The 16,895-nt window shown below is 35.6% G+C and carries 17 protein-coding genes and 3 tRNA genes; 11 read left to right on the top strand and 9 right to left on the bottom strand.

The features are described 5' to 3' along the window. Positions 1-158: 158 nt before the first annotated feature. From ACKPCA_RS01285 to ACKPCA_RS01260, 6 genes are all read right to left on the bottom strand, one after another. Entirely contained in the window at positions 159-788 is a 630-nt protein-coding gene (locus ACKPCA_RS01285; protein WP_321280913.1) for a type 2 periplasmic-binding domain-containing protein, read from the bottom strand. Between the two features lie 59 nt (positions 789-847). Continuing rightward, complete coding sequence (locus ACKPCA_RS01280; protein WP_321280912.1) at positions 848-1,570, bottom strand: nucleotidyltransferase family protein; 723 nt, start codon at positions 1,568-1,570, stop codon at positions 848-850. 31 nt (positions 1,571-1,601) lie between these two features. Continuing rightward, positions 1,602-1,766: a hypothetical protein gene (locus ACKPCA_RS01275; protein WP_321280908.1), complete on the bottom strand. Its 165-nt coding sequence runs from the start codon at positions 1,764-1,766 to the stop codon at positions 1,602-1,604. 2 nt (positions 1,767-1,768) lie between these two features. Continuing rightward, positions 1,769-3,208: a RapZ C-terminal domain-containing protein gene (locus tag ACKPCA_RS01270; RefSeq protein ID WP_321280906.1), complete on the bottom strand. Its 1,440-nt coding sequence runs from the start codon at positions 3,206-3,208 to the stop codon at positions 1,769-1,771. Between the two features lie 44 nt (positions 3,209-3,252). Further along, on the bottom strand, positions 3,253-3,930 hold the full coding sequence (locus ACKPCA_RS01265) for a DUF554 domain-containing protein (RefSeq protein ID WP_321280905.1): 678 nt from the start codon (positions 3,928-3,930) through the stop codon (positions 3,253-3,255). Between the two features lie 95 nt (positions 3,931-4,025). Further along, a tRNA-Leu gene (locus ACKPCA_RS01260) sits at positions 4,026-4,109 on the bottom strand. 142 nt (positions 4,110-4,251) lie between these two features. On the opposite strand from ACKPCA_RS01260, the gene ACKPCA_RS01255 reads away from it, so the two are divergent. The 5 genes from ACKPCA_RS01255 to ACKPCA_RS01235 all read left to right on the top strand — a co-directional run bounded on the left by ACKPCA_RS01255 (position 4,252) and on the right by ACKPCA_RS01235 (position 7,922). Next, on the top strand, positions 4,252-4,800 hold the full coding sequence (locus ACKPCA_RS01255) for a hypothetical protein (protein WP_321280903.1): 549 nt from the start codon (positions 4,252-4,254) through the stop codon (positions 4,798-4,800). Between the two features lie 145 nt (positions 4,801-4,945). Continuing rightward, positions 4,946-5,383, top strand: coding sequence for a thioredoxin family protein (locus ACKPCA_RS01250; protein ID WP_321280902.1), 438 nt, complete (start codon positions 4,946-4,948; stop codon positions 5,381-5,383). Between the two features lie 4 nt (positions 5,384-5,387). Further along, the gene (locus ACKPCA_RS01245; protein WP_321280901.1) at positions 5,388-6,428 is read left to right on the top strand and encodes an FAD:protein FMN transferase; all 1,041 of its coding nucleotides are present in this window, start codon (positions 5,388-5,390) and stop codon (positions 6,426-6,428) included. After that, the gene (locus tag ACKPCA_RS01240; RefSeq protein ID WP_054722606.1) at positions 6,421-6,645 is read left to right on the top strand and encodes a DUF4266 domain-containing protein; all 225 of its coding nucleotides are present in this window, start codon (positions 6,421-6,423) and stop codon (positions 6,643-6,645) included. The genes ACKPCA_RS01245 and ACKPCA_RS01240 overlap by 8 nt, the downstream gene beginning before the upstream one ends. A 38-nt stretch (positions 6,646-6,683) precedes the next feature. Next, complete coding sequence (locus tag ACKPCA_RS01235) at positions 6,684-7,922, top strand: DUF3570 domain-containing protein (protein ID WP_321280898.1); 1,239 nt, start codon at positions 6,684-6,686, stop codon at positions 7,920-7,922. 266 nt (positions 7,923-8,188) lie between these two features. On the opposite strand, the gene ACKPCA_RS01230 is transcribed toward ACKPCA_RS01235, so the two are convergent. The 3 genes from ACKPCA_RS01230 to ACKPCA_RS01220 form a co-directional block, all read right to left on the bottom strand. Beyond that, positions 8,189-8,261, bottom strand: a tRNA-Gly gene (locus ACKPCA_RS01230). Between the two features lie 41 nt (positions 8,262-8,302). Beyond that, positions 8,303-8,375, bottom strand: a tRNA-Gly gene (locus tag ACKPCA_RS01225). Positions 8,376-8,570: 195 nt separating this feature from the next. Next, positions 8,571-10,784 (bottom strand): S9 family peptidase, encoded by a 2,214-nt coding sequence (locus tag ACKPCA_RS01220; RefSeq protein ID WP_321280897.1) that lies wholly within the window; start codon positions 10,782-10,784, stop codon positions 8,571-8,573. 360 nt (positions 10,785-11,144) lie between these two features. On the opposite strand from ACKPCA_RS01220, the gene thrS reads away from it, so the two are divergent. From thrS to lepB, 6 genes are all read left to right on the top strand, one after another. Further along, complete coding sequence (thrS, locus tag ACKPCA_RS01215; RefSeq protein ID WP_321280896.1) at positions 11,145-13,097, top strand: threonine--tRNA ligase; 1,953 nt, start codon at positions 11,145-11,147, stop codon at positions 13,095-13,097. Between the two features lie 21 nt (positions 13,098-13,118). After that, entirely contained in the window at positions 13,119-13,673 is a 555-nt protein-coding gene (gene infC / locus ACKPCA_RS01210) for a translation initiation factor IF-3 (RefSeq protein WP_083464767.1), read from the top strand. A 37-nt stretch (positions 13,674-13,710) separates the two neighbouring features. Beyond that, positions 13,711-13,908, top strand: a complete 198-nt coding sequence (gene rpmI / locus ACKPCA_RS01205) for a 50S ribosomal protein L35 (protein ID WP_054722596.1) — start codon at positions 13,711-13,713, stop codon at positions 13,906-13,908. Between the two features lie 90 nt (positions 13,909-13,998). Beyond that, positions 13,999-14,352, top strand: coding sequence for a 50S ribosomal protein L20 (rplT, locus tag ACKPCA_RS01200; RefSeq protein WP_120239044.1), 354 nt, complete (start codon positions 13,999-14,001; stop codon positions 14,350-14,352). 222 nt (positions 14,353-14,574) lie between these two features. After that, the gene (dapB, locus tag ACKPCA_RS01195; protein WP_321280893.1) at positions 14,575-15,288 is read left to right on the top strand and encodes a 4-hydroxy-tetrahydrodipicolinate reductase; all 714 of its coding nucleotides are present in this window, start codon (positions 14,575-14,577) and stop codon (positions 15,286-15,288) included. A gap of 33 nt (positions 15,289-15,321) precedes the next feature. Further along, a complete protein-coding gene (lepB, locus tag ACKPCA_RS01190; RefSeq protein WP_321280892.1) occupies positions 15,322-16,710 on the top strand; it encodes a signal peptidase I in 1,389 nt (462 codons plus the stop codon). Positions 16,711-16,895: the final 185 nt, after the last annotated feature.

Here is a 16,895-nt window from a genome sequence, read left to right as displayed (position 1 = left end):
ATTCTTCATTCAAATGAAGAGCATTCCTGATTGTGAAATAATCTCTCATAACATCATTGCCATGTAATCTGCTATCAAAAGTGCTATATAGAGAATTTTATAGCAATAAAAAAGTGCACCAAATGATGCACTTTAATTTATTTTGATCCATAAAGATCTTATTCTTTCAGCTTTTTCGAAACATACACGAAAAACTCAATTGCTGCAATAAAAAGCAAGGTGTATCCAAACAACTCACTTCCCTCTTCAACTGCATTTTTTACCCAACGTTGCACTGGTTCCAACTTATCAACATCGAACAAAGCACGCCATACTTTCTTGGTTCCAAACAAACGCGAGAAAACAAATACACTTAAAAAACCTGCAATAAAGGTTCCGAATGCCGGGGTTGTAAAAAACTCCTCAAGGTTTTCCCAAATTTGCTGGCGTTTGCGATACACCAAAAAGATGGAAATCAGCATCACAAACAATGCAAATGGGAACCAGGCTCCGTGATATATATTATCGAAATAAACATCGAACTCACGAATTAAGGCTACCAAAGCACCACCACCAAATAAATAGGAAATGGCTTGATGTCCTCTGGAACGGATCCCTGCCAAAATAAACATTATACTGGTTAGCAACAAATACAATTGCTGCATCCATTCGGTTTGGGAACCTTCACCAAATTTTCCCCCATCGATAAGAATACCTGCATCGCTTTTAATGATTAATGCTGATGCTACTACAGGAATGGCATAAAGAATTACCCTAACTGCAGCAAAAATAATTGGTTTTAAATTCATCTGTCTATATTTTTTTAAATCTTAAAGTCTAATAGTCGAACCGTTAGAAAGTTCAATTTTTATTGTTCATTATTCTTAATTAATATCTCTGCTTTCTGCAGTTGCTCTGGTTTTCCCAAATCGAACCACAAATCTGATTGATCTTTGTAGGCCAACATTTTTTCGGTTTTTGCCAATCGCAGATACAAATCGATAATGGAGAATTTTCCATCCTCCTCTATCAAATCAAAAAGTTTAGGATCAACTAAATGAATGCCACTAAATGCCAAAGGTTCTGATTCTTCCATATCAGTCCTAGCCTGTTTTACCTCTGCGGTCTTACAATTCTTCCAACCCGTTAGCTGTTTCTCTTTGTTAAAATACAAATAACGACTACTTTCGCGCTTTCGCATCACCATGCTTACCAAAGCTTTTGATGATTCGTGTTGTTGAATCAATTCATTCAAATCAATTGAAGAGAGAATATCTACATTGTAAATTAACACAGGAGCATCAGGAATAAATAAATCTATGGCCTTCTTTAAGCCTCCACCTGTATCCAATAAATGATCTCGTTCATCAGAAATACGAATATCCACACCAAAATTGTTATTCTCTTTCAGGAAATCATCAATTAAATCGGCAAAGTGGTGCACATTTATTACAATGCGATCAACACCCAGCTTTACAAGCTTTTGAATTGCTCTTTCCAATAGTGTTTTGCCAGCAAGTTCAACCAAAGCCTTTGGTTTGGTATTGGTATAAGGTTTTAATCTTGTGCCCAATCCTGCTGCAAATATCATTGCATTCAACATTTTTCAGTTATCAGTGAAGTTACTTGTAAAATATTCTGTCTTTATCTATTTCAATCTTTTTAGCCTTGCAAAGTTTCTTGGCACTTTTTGCTACTCTATTGCATTTCGGACAAATGAATTGTTCCGTTTTACAAACCTTCTCCGCATACTCCTCTGGTGACAATTTACAACGCTTCTTGCTCATTTTTAATTCCCCTCTATTTCTCTTTCAATATGTCGCAAACTAATATTCACATCAAATTTTTCGCTTAAATGCTTGGCTAAACTTTCTGCTGAAAACACTGAACGATGTCGACCTCCTGTACAACCAAAACTCACCTGTAAATTTGTAAATTTTCGCTTAATGTACTTGCCAACACTCATATCTACAATAGCGTAAACCGATGTAAGGAATTCATCCATTTCACTCTTTTCTTTGAAAAAGTCAATTACCGGCTGATCTTTTCCTGTCATTTCCACATACTCTTTATACCTTCCCGGATTATGAATGGCACGACAGTCAAACACGAATCCCCCTCCATTTGTTGACTTATCCAATGGTATTCCCCTGCGATATGAGAAACTGTTGATTTCTACATTTAGTTTAACCTCTTCTTCTTTTCCCACATGCTGTAAAAATTCCGAACTAACCACTTCATTAAGCGCTTTGGTTAATTCTGGTAACTCCACAGGCATATCCAATCGACCTAATATCGTTTCCAAATTCTTTAGCGCATATGGTATCGACTTTAAGAAATGCTCTTTTCTCTCGTAAAACCCACGGAAACCATAAGCTCCCATTGCTTGCATAATACGAATCAAAACATATCCCTGGAAGAATGATTTGAATGCTTTCAAATCGACTTCTTGTACTTTCTTAATCTCCTGAAGGTAATGATCAAACAATTCATCTCTTACTTCTTGCGGCAAATCAGCCTTTGCATCATAAAGCAATGATGCCAGATCATATTGTAAAGCTCCTTTTCTTCCTCCCTGATAATCGATAAACCAAGGTTCACCATTCACCAACATGATATTTCTTGACTGAAAATCACGATATAAAAAATAATCTCTTGGTGCATCCAAAAGGTAATCCGAGAACTTTTGAAAATCATTTTCCAGTAATTGCTCATCAAATGGAATCTTGGCCAATTTTAGGAAGTAATATTTAAAATAATGTAAATCCCAAATCATCGACTGCTTATCGAAGCTATCTCGAGGATAACAAGCGGTAAAATCCAATCCTTCTCCCCCTTCCACTTGAAAACGCACCAATTGACTTATGATTTTCTTGTAAATCAATACCAAATCGGTAGCGAATCCTTCACCAACACGAAGATTCAATATGTAATCAAACAAGGTTGTTTTTCCTAAATCCTGCAATAGGTATAATCCATTTTCATCGTCTTGATGATAGATTTCAGGCACTGGTAAATTTTTCGATAAAAAATGCTTGCTAAAACTTATGAAAGCATGATTTTCTTTTAAGTCGGCATTATAGGCTCCAAGAACAATTCTCTTTTTACCGATAATTCTTATATATTCTCTGTACGAACCAGATTGCGGAAGGAGCTCTGTTTCAACTACTTTATCTTGAGCCCAATTTTCAAACAATCTGATTAACGCGTTTTCAATTTCTTGTTTCAATTCTGTATTTTTTAGAGGTTACCCTGACATGCGGATTTACAAATTTATAAAAAGATATAACACAGAAGTATTTCAATTAGTATTGCTGGTAACATATTCAAAACTTTAATTTTTTTAAGTTCCAAAATGCTTATTCCTAAAGCAATTATTAACACTCCTCCTATTCCTGTTATTTCATTGATTATTACTTGAGGAATAATATCACCAAACAATGCTGCCAAAAGGGTTAATCCACCTTGATAAATTAAAAGAGGAATAACCGAAAAAAGAACTCCAATTCCCATTACTGCTGCCAAGGCTACCGAGGATATGCCATCCATTAAAGATTTGGTTAGCAACAAAGTTGGCTCTTTTCCCATACCTTCTTCTAAACTCCCAACAATGGTCATTGCCCCCATACAAAAAAGCATGAATGCAGTAAGCAAGCCTGTTGAAAAGTTTGCATCCCCACTGCCTACTCTTTTCTTCAAGCGTTCACTTAACATCTCTACTCGTTCTTCCAATCGAAGCAACTCTCCAAGCAAAGATCCCAACACCAAACTAAACACCATAATAAGCAATTCATTTGCCTTAAGCGCCATGCTAATTCCCAAGTAAAGGGTAAAAACACCAATTGCCTGAAATACTATTTTAAATAAACGTTCGGGAATTTTAGTCCTAAATAAAAGACCAATGCTACCTCCAAGAATTATAGCACCAATGTTGATCAGCGTTCCTATCATAAATCTACATTTTGATATCAAATAACTAAATTAAATAAATTAATGGAAGCTAGGTATAGAATTACAAAAAGCTTTGCCTATTGACAAAGCTTTTGTGCCCAAGGCGGGAGTCGAACCCGCACGCCCAATCGGACACATGGCCCTCAACCATGCCTGTCTACCAATTCCAGCACTTGGGCAAGGCAAGCAAAATTAACAAAAAAGAAATAATTGCAAAAGATTTTTAATCTTATCCTAATAATTCCATATATTTAATTCTGCTTGATTTCGTATTGGAGAATGTTTTCATGTTTATATCTTTGCGCAAATTAAAATTTCGATATGGCTAATCAGAAGAAGGACTACTCCTATTTAGATAAAATCGCATTGCAATCTGATAAATGGGATGAATTGGATAAGAATGAACTGCAAGTAATGACTTTTAGAACATGTTTTTTATATGGTGAAAGTCGCAACAAAAATATTATTCCTGTTCTTTTTCGCATGTTCGAATATCTTATTAATAAAACTTCAAGCGAAGAAAGAACTAAACTTCTAACCGCGCTAAGTTCAGTTATCAGAAAAAGTAATCCAAAAGCTGTTATGGCTTTGTTTCCTTTTATCCAGGTTGAAACGGATGGCCAAATTGTTCGTACTGCAAGCCAATTTTTCGTCAACCTTTCGGTTTTATCAAATAAGGAGTTTCATTCTGGAACAAATATTCTATTGGAATTGATTAAAGATGCGCCTGAAGATAGAAATTCAGCATACATTATACTGGGATTAACCGATATTGAGAATGAAAAAATCAATCAAATGCTGAGAACTATTACACCTCAACTGGGTACTGAAGTACTTAGCATACTTCACAATAATGGAATCCGATTTTAAATAAAGCAACCTATAAGATTGTCCAAATATCTAGATTTTTACATCTTTTAACACGACAACTAGGCATTCTAAGTTTTTTTTTTTTAGTTTTGATTTAGATTTTTATGTTTTGATTAAAAATACATTTAACTAAATAGAAACTAGAATGAAGATTGTAAAATCAATGTTTTTACTATTTGTAGTACTCCTTGCTACAAATAAAATTCAAGCACAAACAGATTTAAATCAAGCTTTAGAACAAGCAAAAAAAGAGAACAAATTTGTATTCATGAATTTCTCTGGCTCCGATTGGTGCAAATCCTGTATCCTATTAAAGAAAACAATCCTAAACACAGAAGAGTTTAAAGATTTTGCCAAAAACAAACTTGTTATTTTAAATTTGGATTTTCCTCGTTCTAAAAAGAACAAACTCAGCAAAGAACAAGTTAAAGTTAACGAAAAGCTTGCTGAAAAGTATAATAACAAAGGGCATTTCCCTACCATTGTCCTTCTGAATAAAGAAGGGAAAGTTTTAGGAAAAACCGGCTACAAAAAGCTAAATCCTACTCAATACATTAATCACATTAAATCATTCTTAAATTAAAGGAATGAGAAGATTACTGACAATGGCACTTTTCCTTGTCCTCAGTCTTATTACATTCGGACAAAATAAATCGCATAAAAAGGTCTTGCTGTTAATGGGATCCCGATTCGAAATTACAGCAGTTACCAAGGATGCAATAAAAGCAAATAATGCAATAGAGGCTGGGATAAATGAAATACAAAGAATTGAAAACTTAATTTCTTCCTGGGATTCAAATTCACAAACATCGGCAATTGTTCGTAATGCTGGCATTAAGCCTGTTCAAGTTGATCGTGAATTATTCAACCTAATCAGAAGAAGCAAAAAAATATCTGATTTAACACATGGTGCATTCGATATTAGTTATGCATCAATGGACAAAATATGGAAGTTTGACGGAAGTATGATTCAAATGCCAGATTCAGCCAGCGTAGCAAAATCTGTTTCAAAAATAAATTACAAAGACATTATACTTGACAATGAGAATACAAGCGTATTTCTCAAAAAGAAAGGAATGAAAATTGGCTTTGGTGCAATTGGTAAAGGTTATGCAGCAAATAAAGCACTCGAAGTGATGTCGAAAATGGGATTAGATGGTGCCTTGGTAAATGCTTCGGGCGATTTAATCACCTGGGGAAAAGATGAAGATGGTAAGGATTGGAAAATTGGAATATCAAATCCAAAAGAAAAAGACAAAATATTTTCTTGGTTGAGCATAGGTGAAACCGCAGTAGTAACCTCCGGAAACTATGAAAAATTTGTAACCTTTAATGGGAAAAGATATTCACATATTATTGATCCCAGAACAGGTTATCCCGTAAGTGGATTAAGCAGTGTTACCATTATTTGTCCGAATGCCGAATTGGCTGATGCACTTGCCACTTCTGTTTTTGTTTTAGGAGCTAAAAGTGGTTTACAATTAATCAACAAATTAAATGGAGTTGAATGTATTTTGGTTACCGACGATCAAGAAATGCTTACTTCCTCCAACTTAAAGTTAGAATATCACAAAACAAATAATCAAAATAACTCACATCAAATTCAAATAGGAAAATTCAATGAGTAAAAGAAAAATCAAATTAATGCTATTTGGATTGCTTGCTGTAGTTGCCATGAACAGCTGTGTTTCCGTGGCGGCATATCAAAAAGCATATCTTAACGATGCTGAAATGGCATTGCAAGCAAAGAAATTAGAGGTTTACGAAACCAATTTCCAGGCGTATCGTGAAGGTGCGGCAGGTGCTAATGGTGGAAAATCGGGAGGAGGTTGCGGATGCAATTAAAAACTCTATTAAGCCTGTTTTTGTTATTAGGAATTGGCATGACAGGATTCTCTCAAACCGATAAAAATAGTCTTGACGATAGACAGGAAGAAAGTCGCAAAAAAGTTAAGATTAAAAAATCGCCTGAAGATTTTAAGGACACTGAGGTGAACTTCCTATTCAACTATTACGAACAGGACGGCGATCATTCTCCGGTTACTGGTGGAATGGGAACCGAAGAATTGGACAATGTTGCACCAAGCTTTGTGGTTCATGTTCCTATTGACTCTTTATCGGCTCTCGACTTAAACTTTGGAGTAGATATTTACTCGTCAGCATCTACCGATAATGTCGATTATTTTGAGATTAATAAATCTTCTGCTTCGAGTATGGATGCAAGAGTTCACTTTAATGCTGCCTATTCGCACACTTTGGCTAATTCAGGTAATGCTTATAGTATTTCAGGTGGTGCTTCGGCAGAATTTGATGTTACCTCCTTTCATGCAGGTGGTTCTTACACTTTTAATTCAAAAGATCAAAACCGATCTCTAACCATTGATGGTTTGTTCATGAATGACACGTGGAATCGAATTTATCCTGTAGAACTAAGAACGGGAACAGAATGGCTAAAAGACGATGTTCGTACAACCTTAAAGCTGGGCCTGTCCTACTCTCAGGTAATCAACAAGCGCTTACAAGCTTTATTTTCGGCTGAAGTAGTGTCGCAAAGCGGATTGTTATCAACTCCATTCCATCGGGTATTTTTCGATGATGCGAACATCAATGACGATATGGCTACTTTAAGAGGATTAAGTCATGTTGAGCAATTGGATGACAGTAGACTGAAAATTCCAATCTCTATGCGATGGAATTATTATTTAAGTGATTTTGTTCGATTAAAAACCTTTTATCGATTCTATACCGACAGTTGGGGAATATCAGCACATACTGCTAGCATTGAATTGCCGATGATGATTTCTCAATCATTTATAGTTTCACCGTTTTTCAGGTATCATACTCAAACTGCCGCTGATGACTTTTATAAATTCGGCCAGGCAAGTGCAACCAACACTCCTGAGTTTTATACATCAGATTATGACCTGTCTGACTTTGACAGCTATAAAGTAGGTATTGGATTTCAGTATTCCCCAGTTATGGGAATTGGCAAATTTAAATCGCCATTTAGAAAAGGAAAGGTTGCTCAATTTAAAAGCATTGGGCTAAGAGCAGCTTATTACGATAGAAGCGATGGCTTAAATGCAATGCTAGTAAGCCTTGATTTTGGATTTACATTCTAATTGATATATCTAAAAGACTTCCGAAAGGGAGTCTTTTTTGTGCATACATTCCTATCTCATAAAACCGAATTAAACATACTTTGCAAACCAGCAAACTACCTTTTTTCTATTTTTTTACCAAATCATTACAAAATGCAGCTACAAGGTCAGAAGGTATTTTTTGAGGATTTAAAGAATAAAAAAAGCTGCTCCATAAAATGAAGCAGCTTTAGTAATGCTAGTTTGTACAGTAAAAAAATCCTCAAAAGAGGAAATTTCTTCAAAAGAGCGAGAAACGAGACTCGAACTCGCGACCCCAACCTTGGCAAGGTTGTGCTCTACCAACTGAGCTATTCTCGCAATTTCCTTTTTTATTTAAACGGAAAAGAAAAACCGTTTTGAGCGAGAAACGAGACTCGAACTCGCGACCCCAACCTTGGCAAGGTTGTGCTCTACCAACTGAGCTATTCTCGCATTTTGCAATGAACCGTTGTTCTTACAATTGCGATGCAAATATAGAGATTCCCTAGTTTTTCGCAAGTGTTTTTTTCAAAAAAATTTCAAAAAAACAACCATCGTTCACCTAAATTTCTGAGTGTTTGCACAAAAGAAAAGGGAAAAAATTTCTTAATTCTTTCCCTTTATTATTTAAATCAGCTTAAATCGTGCTTATAAATTATCTTTTAAAAATTTATTGAAACGCTTGTACAGGTGTAATCTGGTTTTACCTCCATAAATGCTATGGTTTCTGTTGGTATAAATTTGCATTTCGAATTGCTTGTCAGCTTGAACCAATCGCTCTGCAAACTCATAAACATTTTGTACATGAACATTATCATCTGCAGTTCCATGGCAAAGTAATAAGTTCCCTTGTAGTTTGTCTACATGATTAATTGGCGAATTATCATCGTAACCTTTAGGGTTTTCCTGAGGAGTTCTCATAAAGCGTTCGGTATAAACTGAATCATAGTATCTCCAATTGGTTACCGGAGCAATTGCGAGTGCAGCAGCAAAAACATCAGGAGCTTTCTCCAAACAAAGTGATGACATGAATCCACCAAAGCTCCAGCCCCAAATTGCAATTCTATTTTCATCAACAAACGACTCCTCAGACAAAGCTCTTGCTGCTGAAATCATATCGTCCGACTCAAGTCTTCCCAACTGCATGTAGGTACATTTGCGGAATTCCTGACCTCTGGCACCAGTTCCTCGAGGATCAATGCATACCACAATATATCCTTCCTGAGCCAAATACTGATACCAATCAAAACTCCAGCTATTCTGAACACTTTGTGAATTAGGACCACTATACTGAGTCACTAAAACCGGATATTTTTTAGAAGGATTAAAATTGAATGGTTTAATCATCCACGCATTCAGCATTGTCATTCCATCAGCCGCAGGCAACATGGTGAACTCTTTCGGATTGTATTGATAGTTTTTCAACTTCTCAACCAAAGCCTTGTTATCTTCCAACACACGAATTAGTTTGCCTTTGTAATTGTACAGACTAACTGTATTTGGCTGTGTAACACTAGAAAAGTAGTTGATGTAATATTTAAATCCATTACTAAATACAGTTCTATTTGTTCCTTTAGCAGGAGTAATCAGTTTCTTTCCCGTTCCATTCAATTTCACCGAATAAGTGTTTCTGTCCATTGGCGAAACCTCTGCCGATTCGTAATAACACACTTTCTTCACCTCATCAAAACCTAGAAAATCTGTCATATCCCAATCGCCTGATGTAATTTGATTAACCGCTTTACCAGTTACCATATCGAATAAATACAAGTGATTGAAACCATCTTTCTCATCAGGATAAATGAACTGAGTTCCGTTATCTAGGAATGTTAGAAAATCAAAATTACCTTCTTCAACGTAATACTTGTTTTCTTGTGTATACATTACATCCGACTCGCCGGTTTTAGCATTGGCCAGCAAAAACTCCAATTTATTCTGATGACGATTCAAACGGTAAATGGTTAGATTTTTAGGATCTTTGGTCCACTTCAGTCTTGGAATATACTGATCCTTCTCCTCTCCTACATCCATTTTCTTGGTAATACGATCTTCCACGTTGTAAACCCAAACACTTACTTCCGAGTTCTTCTCTCCTGCTTTCGGATATTTGTAAGTATAGTTTTCAGGGTAAAGTGCATTCTCTTTTACTTGCGGATACAAACCTTCAAACTTGTTCATGTTAAACATCTTCACTTCGCTCTCGTCAAACTTCATATAAGCAAGAAATTTACTATCAGGCGACCATGTAAATGCTTTATTAAATTCGAATTCTTCTTCGTAAACCCAATCAGGAGTACCGTTCTGGATTTTATTAAACTCACCATCTTTGGTTATTCTGATTTCCGACCCGAAAAGAACATTATGAATAAATAAGTTGTTGTCTCTTACAAAAGCAATTCTATTTCCATTTGGCGAGAAAGTTGCCAATCGTTGCTTTCCATTTTTTGATAGCGGAACCAACTCCTTATTTTTAAACGAAAAAACGTAATAATCGGCTGTGAACGATCTTCTGTAAATTCTCTCCTGGTTTGTTGTCAACAGTATTCTCTTCTCATCATTACTTAAAGTATATTCACTGATATACTTTAAGTCAGTATCCTTCATTTCACTTAAATCGAAAAGTGTTTCAACAACTTTGCCCGTTGCAAAACTGTATTTCACAATTTTAGTTCCGTTGCCTTCCAATGTAGTATAGTGTACTCCATCATTCATCGAACGTAATCCATACACCGATTTTTGACCAAATGTGCGATTTAGCATCAAATCTTCCATGCTTATTTTCTTCACGTCTTGCTGAGCAAGAACTACAAGTGAGAAACACATCACGATAGCAGATGTTAAAATCAATCTTATTTTTCTCATGTCTGTTGAATTATTTACAATTTGTATAGGTTGTATTTACAAAGTCCAAAGATTCTACTTTTTTGTAGAAAAGAAAAATTTTTAATCCTGATATAAATCAGAACTAATAAGCATTACAAGTCCTAATCGTCTTCATAATATAATATCTCATCTTAAGAAATTGCTAAATCTATTGAAATGCTAAATATTGCTTACAATTTAAATTTCTATTTGCACAGAAAGTTATATCTTTGTGGATTGAATTTCAAAATGGTTGATTTATTATCTCAACCAGCTGAATATTAGAACGAAATTCATATTTTCTATTTAAGTATGTCATGCTGGTTTGTAGCAGTGTGAATAAAAATTAAAAACAATAGGATGATTAAAATTACATTTCCAGATGGAACAGTAAAAGAGTTTGAAGCTGGAGTCTCTGGTATCGAGATTGCGAAAAGCATTTCTAGTCGATTGGCAAAAGAAGTTTTGTCGATAACTGTTAACGATCAGTTGTATGATCTTACACGTGCGATTAACGAAGATGCAAGTATTAAGCTTCACACTTGGGATGATGAAGAAGGGAAACATGCTTTTTGGCATTCTTCAGCTCACTTAATGGCTGAAGCTTTAGAAGCTTTGTATCCGGGAGTAAAATTTGGTATTGGTCCTGCAATTGAGATGGGCTTTTACTACGATGTTGACTTAGGAAATGGAACGGTACTTACCGACAAAGATCTTCCTAAGATTGAACAGAAAATGCTTGAGCTTGCACGTAGCAAGAACGAATATAAAAGAACTGACGTAACAAAAGAGGAAGCTCTTAAGTTTTTCGGTGAAAAAAATGAAGAGTACAAAGTTGAGTTGATCAACGAATTGGAAGATGGTACGATTAGCTTTTACCAACAAGGTGGTTTTACCGATTTGTGTAGAGGACCACACTTGCCAAACACAAGCTATATTAAGGCTATCAAACTTAACTCGGTAGCTGGTGCTTATTGGAGAGGTGACGAAAAACGTCCTCAGCTTACTCGTGTTTATGGTATTACTTTCCCTAAGAAAAAATATCTTGACGAGTATGAGGTAATGATGGAAGAAGCTAAAAAGCGTGACCACAGAAAATTGGGTAAGGAAATGGAATTGTTTACTTTCTCTCAAAATGTTGGTCAGGGTATGCCAATTTGGTTGCCAAAAGGTGCTCAATTGCGTGAAAGCTTAGAATCATTCTTGAAGCGAGTTCAGAAGAAATTTGGATACGAGCAAATTATTACCCCGCATATTGGTAACATTAATTTGTATAAAACTTCCGGTCACTACGACAAGTATGGTGAAGATTCATTCCAGGCAATTCAGACTCCACAAGAGGGTGAAGAGTATTTGTTGAAGCCAATGAACTGCCCTCACCACTGTGAAGCATATAAATTTAAGCCTCGTTCTTATAAAGATCTTCCTGTTCGTTTTGCAGAATTTGGAACCGTTTATCGTTACGAGCAAAGTGGAGAGCTTCACGGATTAACTCGTGTTCGTAGTTTTACTCAAGATGATGCTCATTTGTTCTGTACTCCAGATCAATTGAAAGATGAATTTAAAAAGGTAATCGATATCATTTTCATCATCTTTAAAGCATTGAACTTTACCGAATATGTTGCTCAGGTTTCTCTTCGAGATAAAGAAAATCATGCAAAATATATCGGCGCAGAAGAAAATTGGGATAAAGCTGAAAAAGCAATTATCGAAGCTGCTGAAGAAAAAGGATTGAACACTGTAGTGGAATACGGTGAAGCTGCATTCTATGGTCCAAAGCTTGACTTCATGATTAAAGATGCAATTGGTCGTAAGTGGCAATTGGGTACTATTCAGGTTGATTACAACTTGCCGGAGCGTTTCGAATTGGAATATGTAGGTAGTGATAACCAAAAACATAGACCAATTATGATTCACCGTGCACCGTTTGGATCTATGGAACGATTCGTTGCTGTATTGCTTGAACATACAGGTGGTAAATTCCCATTGTGGTTAACACCTGAACAAGCTGTTATTATGCCGATTAGCGAAAAATATAACGATTATGCAAAAAAAGTTTTAAATTCGTTAAATAATTCCGATATTCGCGCCGTATTAGATGATCGCAACGAGAAAATCGGAAGGAAAATCCGTGACAACGAGTTGAAAAAGACCCCATACCTGATTATTGTTGGCGAAAAAGAAGCTGCAGAAAATACAGTTTCGGTTCGTAAACAAGGAGAAGGTGACATGGGATCTATGACTATTACAGAATTTTCAGAATTTATTAATAAAGAAGTAGAAGCACAATTGTCTTCTATCGAGAATTACTAACTAAAATAGGAGGACCTAGCCATAGCTGGATTTCATCAAAGAAACAACAGAGGTCAAAGAAAACCTCAAGAGGCTCAACACAAAATTAATCAAGCAATTAGAGCCCGCAGTGTTCGCGTTGTTGGAGATAACGTAGAACCAGGAGTTTATTCAATTTCAGAAGCATTAAAACTTGCGGATGAACAAGAATTGGATTTAGTTGAAATTTCACCAAAAGCCGATCCACCAGTTTGTAAGATCATCGATTACAAAAAGTTTCTTTATCAACAGAAAAAGAAACAAAAGGAAATTAAGGCTAAAGCGGTTAAAGTTGTTGTAAAAGAAATTCGTTTCGGACCAAATACCGACGAACATGATTACAACTTTAAATTGAAACATGCTGAGAAATTCCTTAACGAAGGAGCAAAGGTAAAGGCATACGTTTTCTTTAAAGGACGTTCGATCCTGTTTAAAGATAAAGGTGAGATTTTATTGTTAAAATTCGCTCAAGATCTTGAAGAATTAGGAAAAGTTGAACAACTACCTAAATTAGAAGGTAAGCGTATGACAATGTTCATTACTCCAAAGAAAAAGTAGAATAATTTATATATACATTAATTTTTAAATTTGTACAATGCCTAAGATGAAAACAAATTGCAGTGCAAAGAAAAGATTTACTTTGACTGCATCTGGAAAAATCAAAAGAAAGCACGCTTTTAAAAGTCACATTTTGACTAAAAAAAGCACTAAAAGGAAGAGAAATCTTACCTACTTCGGTACTGTAAATAAAGCAGACCAGAAAAACGTTAAGTTAATGCTTAACATGTTGTAAGAATCAGTTATTGATTTTTTTAGTTATTAACCGAGTGGTTAGCACCAAAGAGTCCTTAATTGGAACGCTAACATTCAAAAATTAGGAATTATGCCAAGATCAGTAAATTCTGTAGCTTCAAGAGCTAGAAGAAAAAGAATTTTAAAAGAAACCAGAGGTAACTTTGGAGCAAGAGCTAATGTTTGGACAGTAGCCAAAAATACTTTCGAAAAAGGTTTGCAATATGCTTACCGCGATAGAAAGAAAAAGAAATCAAACTTTAGAGCATTGTGGATTCAGCGTATTAACGCAGCAGCAAGACTTGAAGGTCTTTCTTATTCACAATTGATTGGTTTGATGCACAAAGCTAATATCGAAATTAACCGTAAGGTTTTAGCAGATTTAGCTGTAAATCATCCAGAAGCATTTAAGGCTGTAGTGGGTAAAGCACAAGCAGCTAAATAGTACTATAAATTATTTACTTTGAAAAGGGGTTGTGATTCACAATCCCTTTTTTACGTTTCAACTTCAAATAATTAATGCTTATTGCGCTCAATAAGTACATTATCGAAAAAGCACAATAATAGCAGCAAAGCGTGACATTATTATGCTTTGGATTTACTATTTTTGAAATCATAACAAGGGAAAGCTATTAACCAAACCAATTTCCCTCTAAATAAACCACAAATGAGAATTGCATTAATAGGCTACGGAAAAATGGGTAAAGAAATAGAGCAAATTGCTCTGGATCGTGGTCATGAGATTGGATTAATTATTGATCAGCACAATCCAAAAGATCTTTGTGCAGATCAATTACAAAATATCGATGTTGCCATTGAGTTTACGAATCCTGATTCGGCTTTTGGCAATTATTTAAAATGCTTTGAAGCAAATGTTCCTGTTGTGTCAGGAACAACTGGTTGGCTAGATCGATTGCCAGAAATTGAGAAGCAATGTAAGGAAGGCAAAGGGTTCTTTTATGCATCAAACTTTAGTTTGGGAGTAAATCTGTTTTTCGAATTGAATAAGAAACTAACTAAACTAATGGCTCCATTTAAGGAATACAATGTAGATATGGAAGAAATTCACCATATACACAAATTAGATTCTCCGAGTGGAACTGCTTTGACATTGGCCGAAGGGATTATTGAAAATCACCCAAAGAAAGACAAGTGGATTGAAGCTACAAGCATGAAAGAAGACGAACTTAGCATATTGGCCAAACGCCACGGTGCAGTGCCTGGTACACATTCTATCACCTGGCATTCTGAAGTTGATGAAATTATGATTCAGCATCAAGCTTACAGTAGAAAAGGATTTGCTTTAGGAGCAGTACTAGCAGCCGAATTTATGCCGAAAAAAGAAGGCTTTTATGGCATGAAAGATTTGCTTCAACTATAACAGAACATTGAGTAATCATTTAAATTTTATTGAATGGCAAACATACTAAGAAACAAATGGTTTAAGTTTTCAATCGCACTTATCATTACTCTGTTAATGATTATATGGATTGGCAATTATTGGCTTTTATTAGGATTACCAGTCCTTTTTGATGTTTATATCAGTAAAAAGGTACATTGGGCCTTCTGGAAGAAAAAAGGAGTTAAAAAACAAAGTACAGCTGTTGAATGGATTGATGCCATTATTTTTGCAGTAGTTGCAGCAACAATCATTAGAATGTTTTTTATTGAAGCTTACACAATTCCAACCAGCTCGATGGAGAAATCCTTACTTGTTGGAGATTATTTATTTGTAAGCAAGGTAGCTTATGGTCCTAAAGTACCTAACACACCTCTATCCTTCCCTTTTGCACATCACACTATGCCTGGAACGACCAAAACCAAATCGTACTTGGAATGGATAAACTGGCCTTACAAACGCCTTGCAGGACTAAATGAGATAAAACGCAACGATGTTGTGGTATTTAATTTCCCGGCTGGCGATACCATTGTTGTAGGAGCTGAAAACCCCGATTACTATTCTCAATTAAGGGCTGCTACTACTACTTTAAAAGAAAATGACATGAGACGAGGTCGTGCACTTCAATCAGATCAAACCTATATGAAAGTCGCACGTAAATATTTCGCCCAAAACATGGAAATTGATACACGTCCGGTTGATAAGCGTGAAAACTATATCAAAAGATGTGTTGCCATGCCTGGTGATACCATTTCCAGTATAGATGGTCAACTTTACATTAATGGGAAAGCACAAGATAAAGTTGGAGAAGTTCAATACAATTACGAAATCCGTACAAATGGAACTATGATCAATCCTCGAAAATTAGAGGAAATGAACATATCCAAAGATGAAATTAGTCATAGCGGTTCTGTGTATCACATTCCTCTATCAAAAGAAAAAGCGGATAAGCTAGCTAAACTTAGTAATATCTCATCGATGGTTAAAATGGTTCATGGAGTTGGCACAGAAGAAGATGTTTTCCCATTTAGCGAACATTACAACTGGAATAGAGATAATTTTGGGCCTCTTGTTATCCCACAAAAAGGTCAAACCGTAGCATTAAACCTTAAAACTCTTCCATTGTACGAAAGAGCCATTCATGCGTACGAAGGAAATGATTTGGTAGTAAAAGATTCTACTATTTACATCAATGGGAAACAAGCAGATAAGTACACTTTTGAAATGGATTACTACTGGATGATGGGTGACAATCGCCACCGTTCAGCCGATTCACGCTATTGGGGATACGTTCCGGAAGACCATGTGGTAGGAAAAGCTTCATTCATCTGGCTATCGCTTGATAAAGATCAAAGCGGCTTTGGAAAAATCCGATGGGATAGAATATTTAAATGGATTCACTAAAAGAGTAATCATTATACCAAAAGGCATCTTTATAGATGCCTTTTTCTTTTATCTATATTTTTTATAGTTTCGCAGTCCAAACAGAATTAATACCGATTTGTTGCTAAACTACTCATTTATTTCGCTATACTCATAACTGAGTGATAGCAATCTATCGGCATTATACCAATGTATAAATTAACATC

The sequence above is a fragment of the Marinifilum fragile genome (assembly GCF_963677365.1).
Lineage (GTDB): Bacteria > Bacteroidota > Bacteroidia > Bacteroidales > Marinifilaceae > Marinifilum > Marinifilum fragile.
Note: the sequence above shows the minus strand (reverse complement) of the source record. Positions and strands in the feature narration are given on the sequence as shown.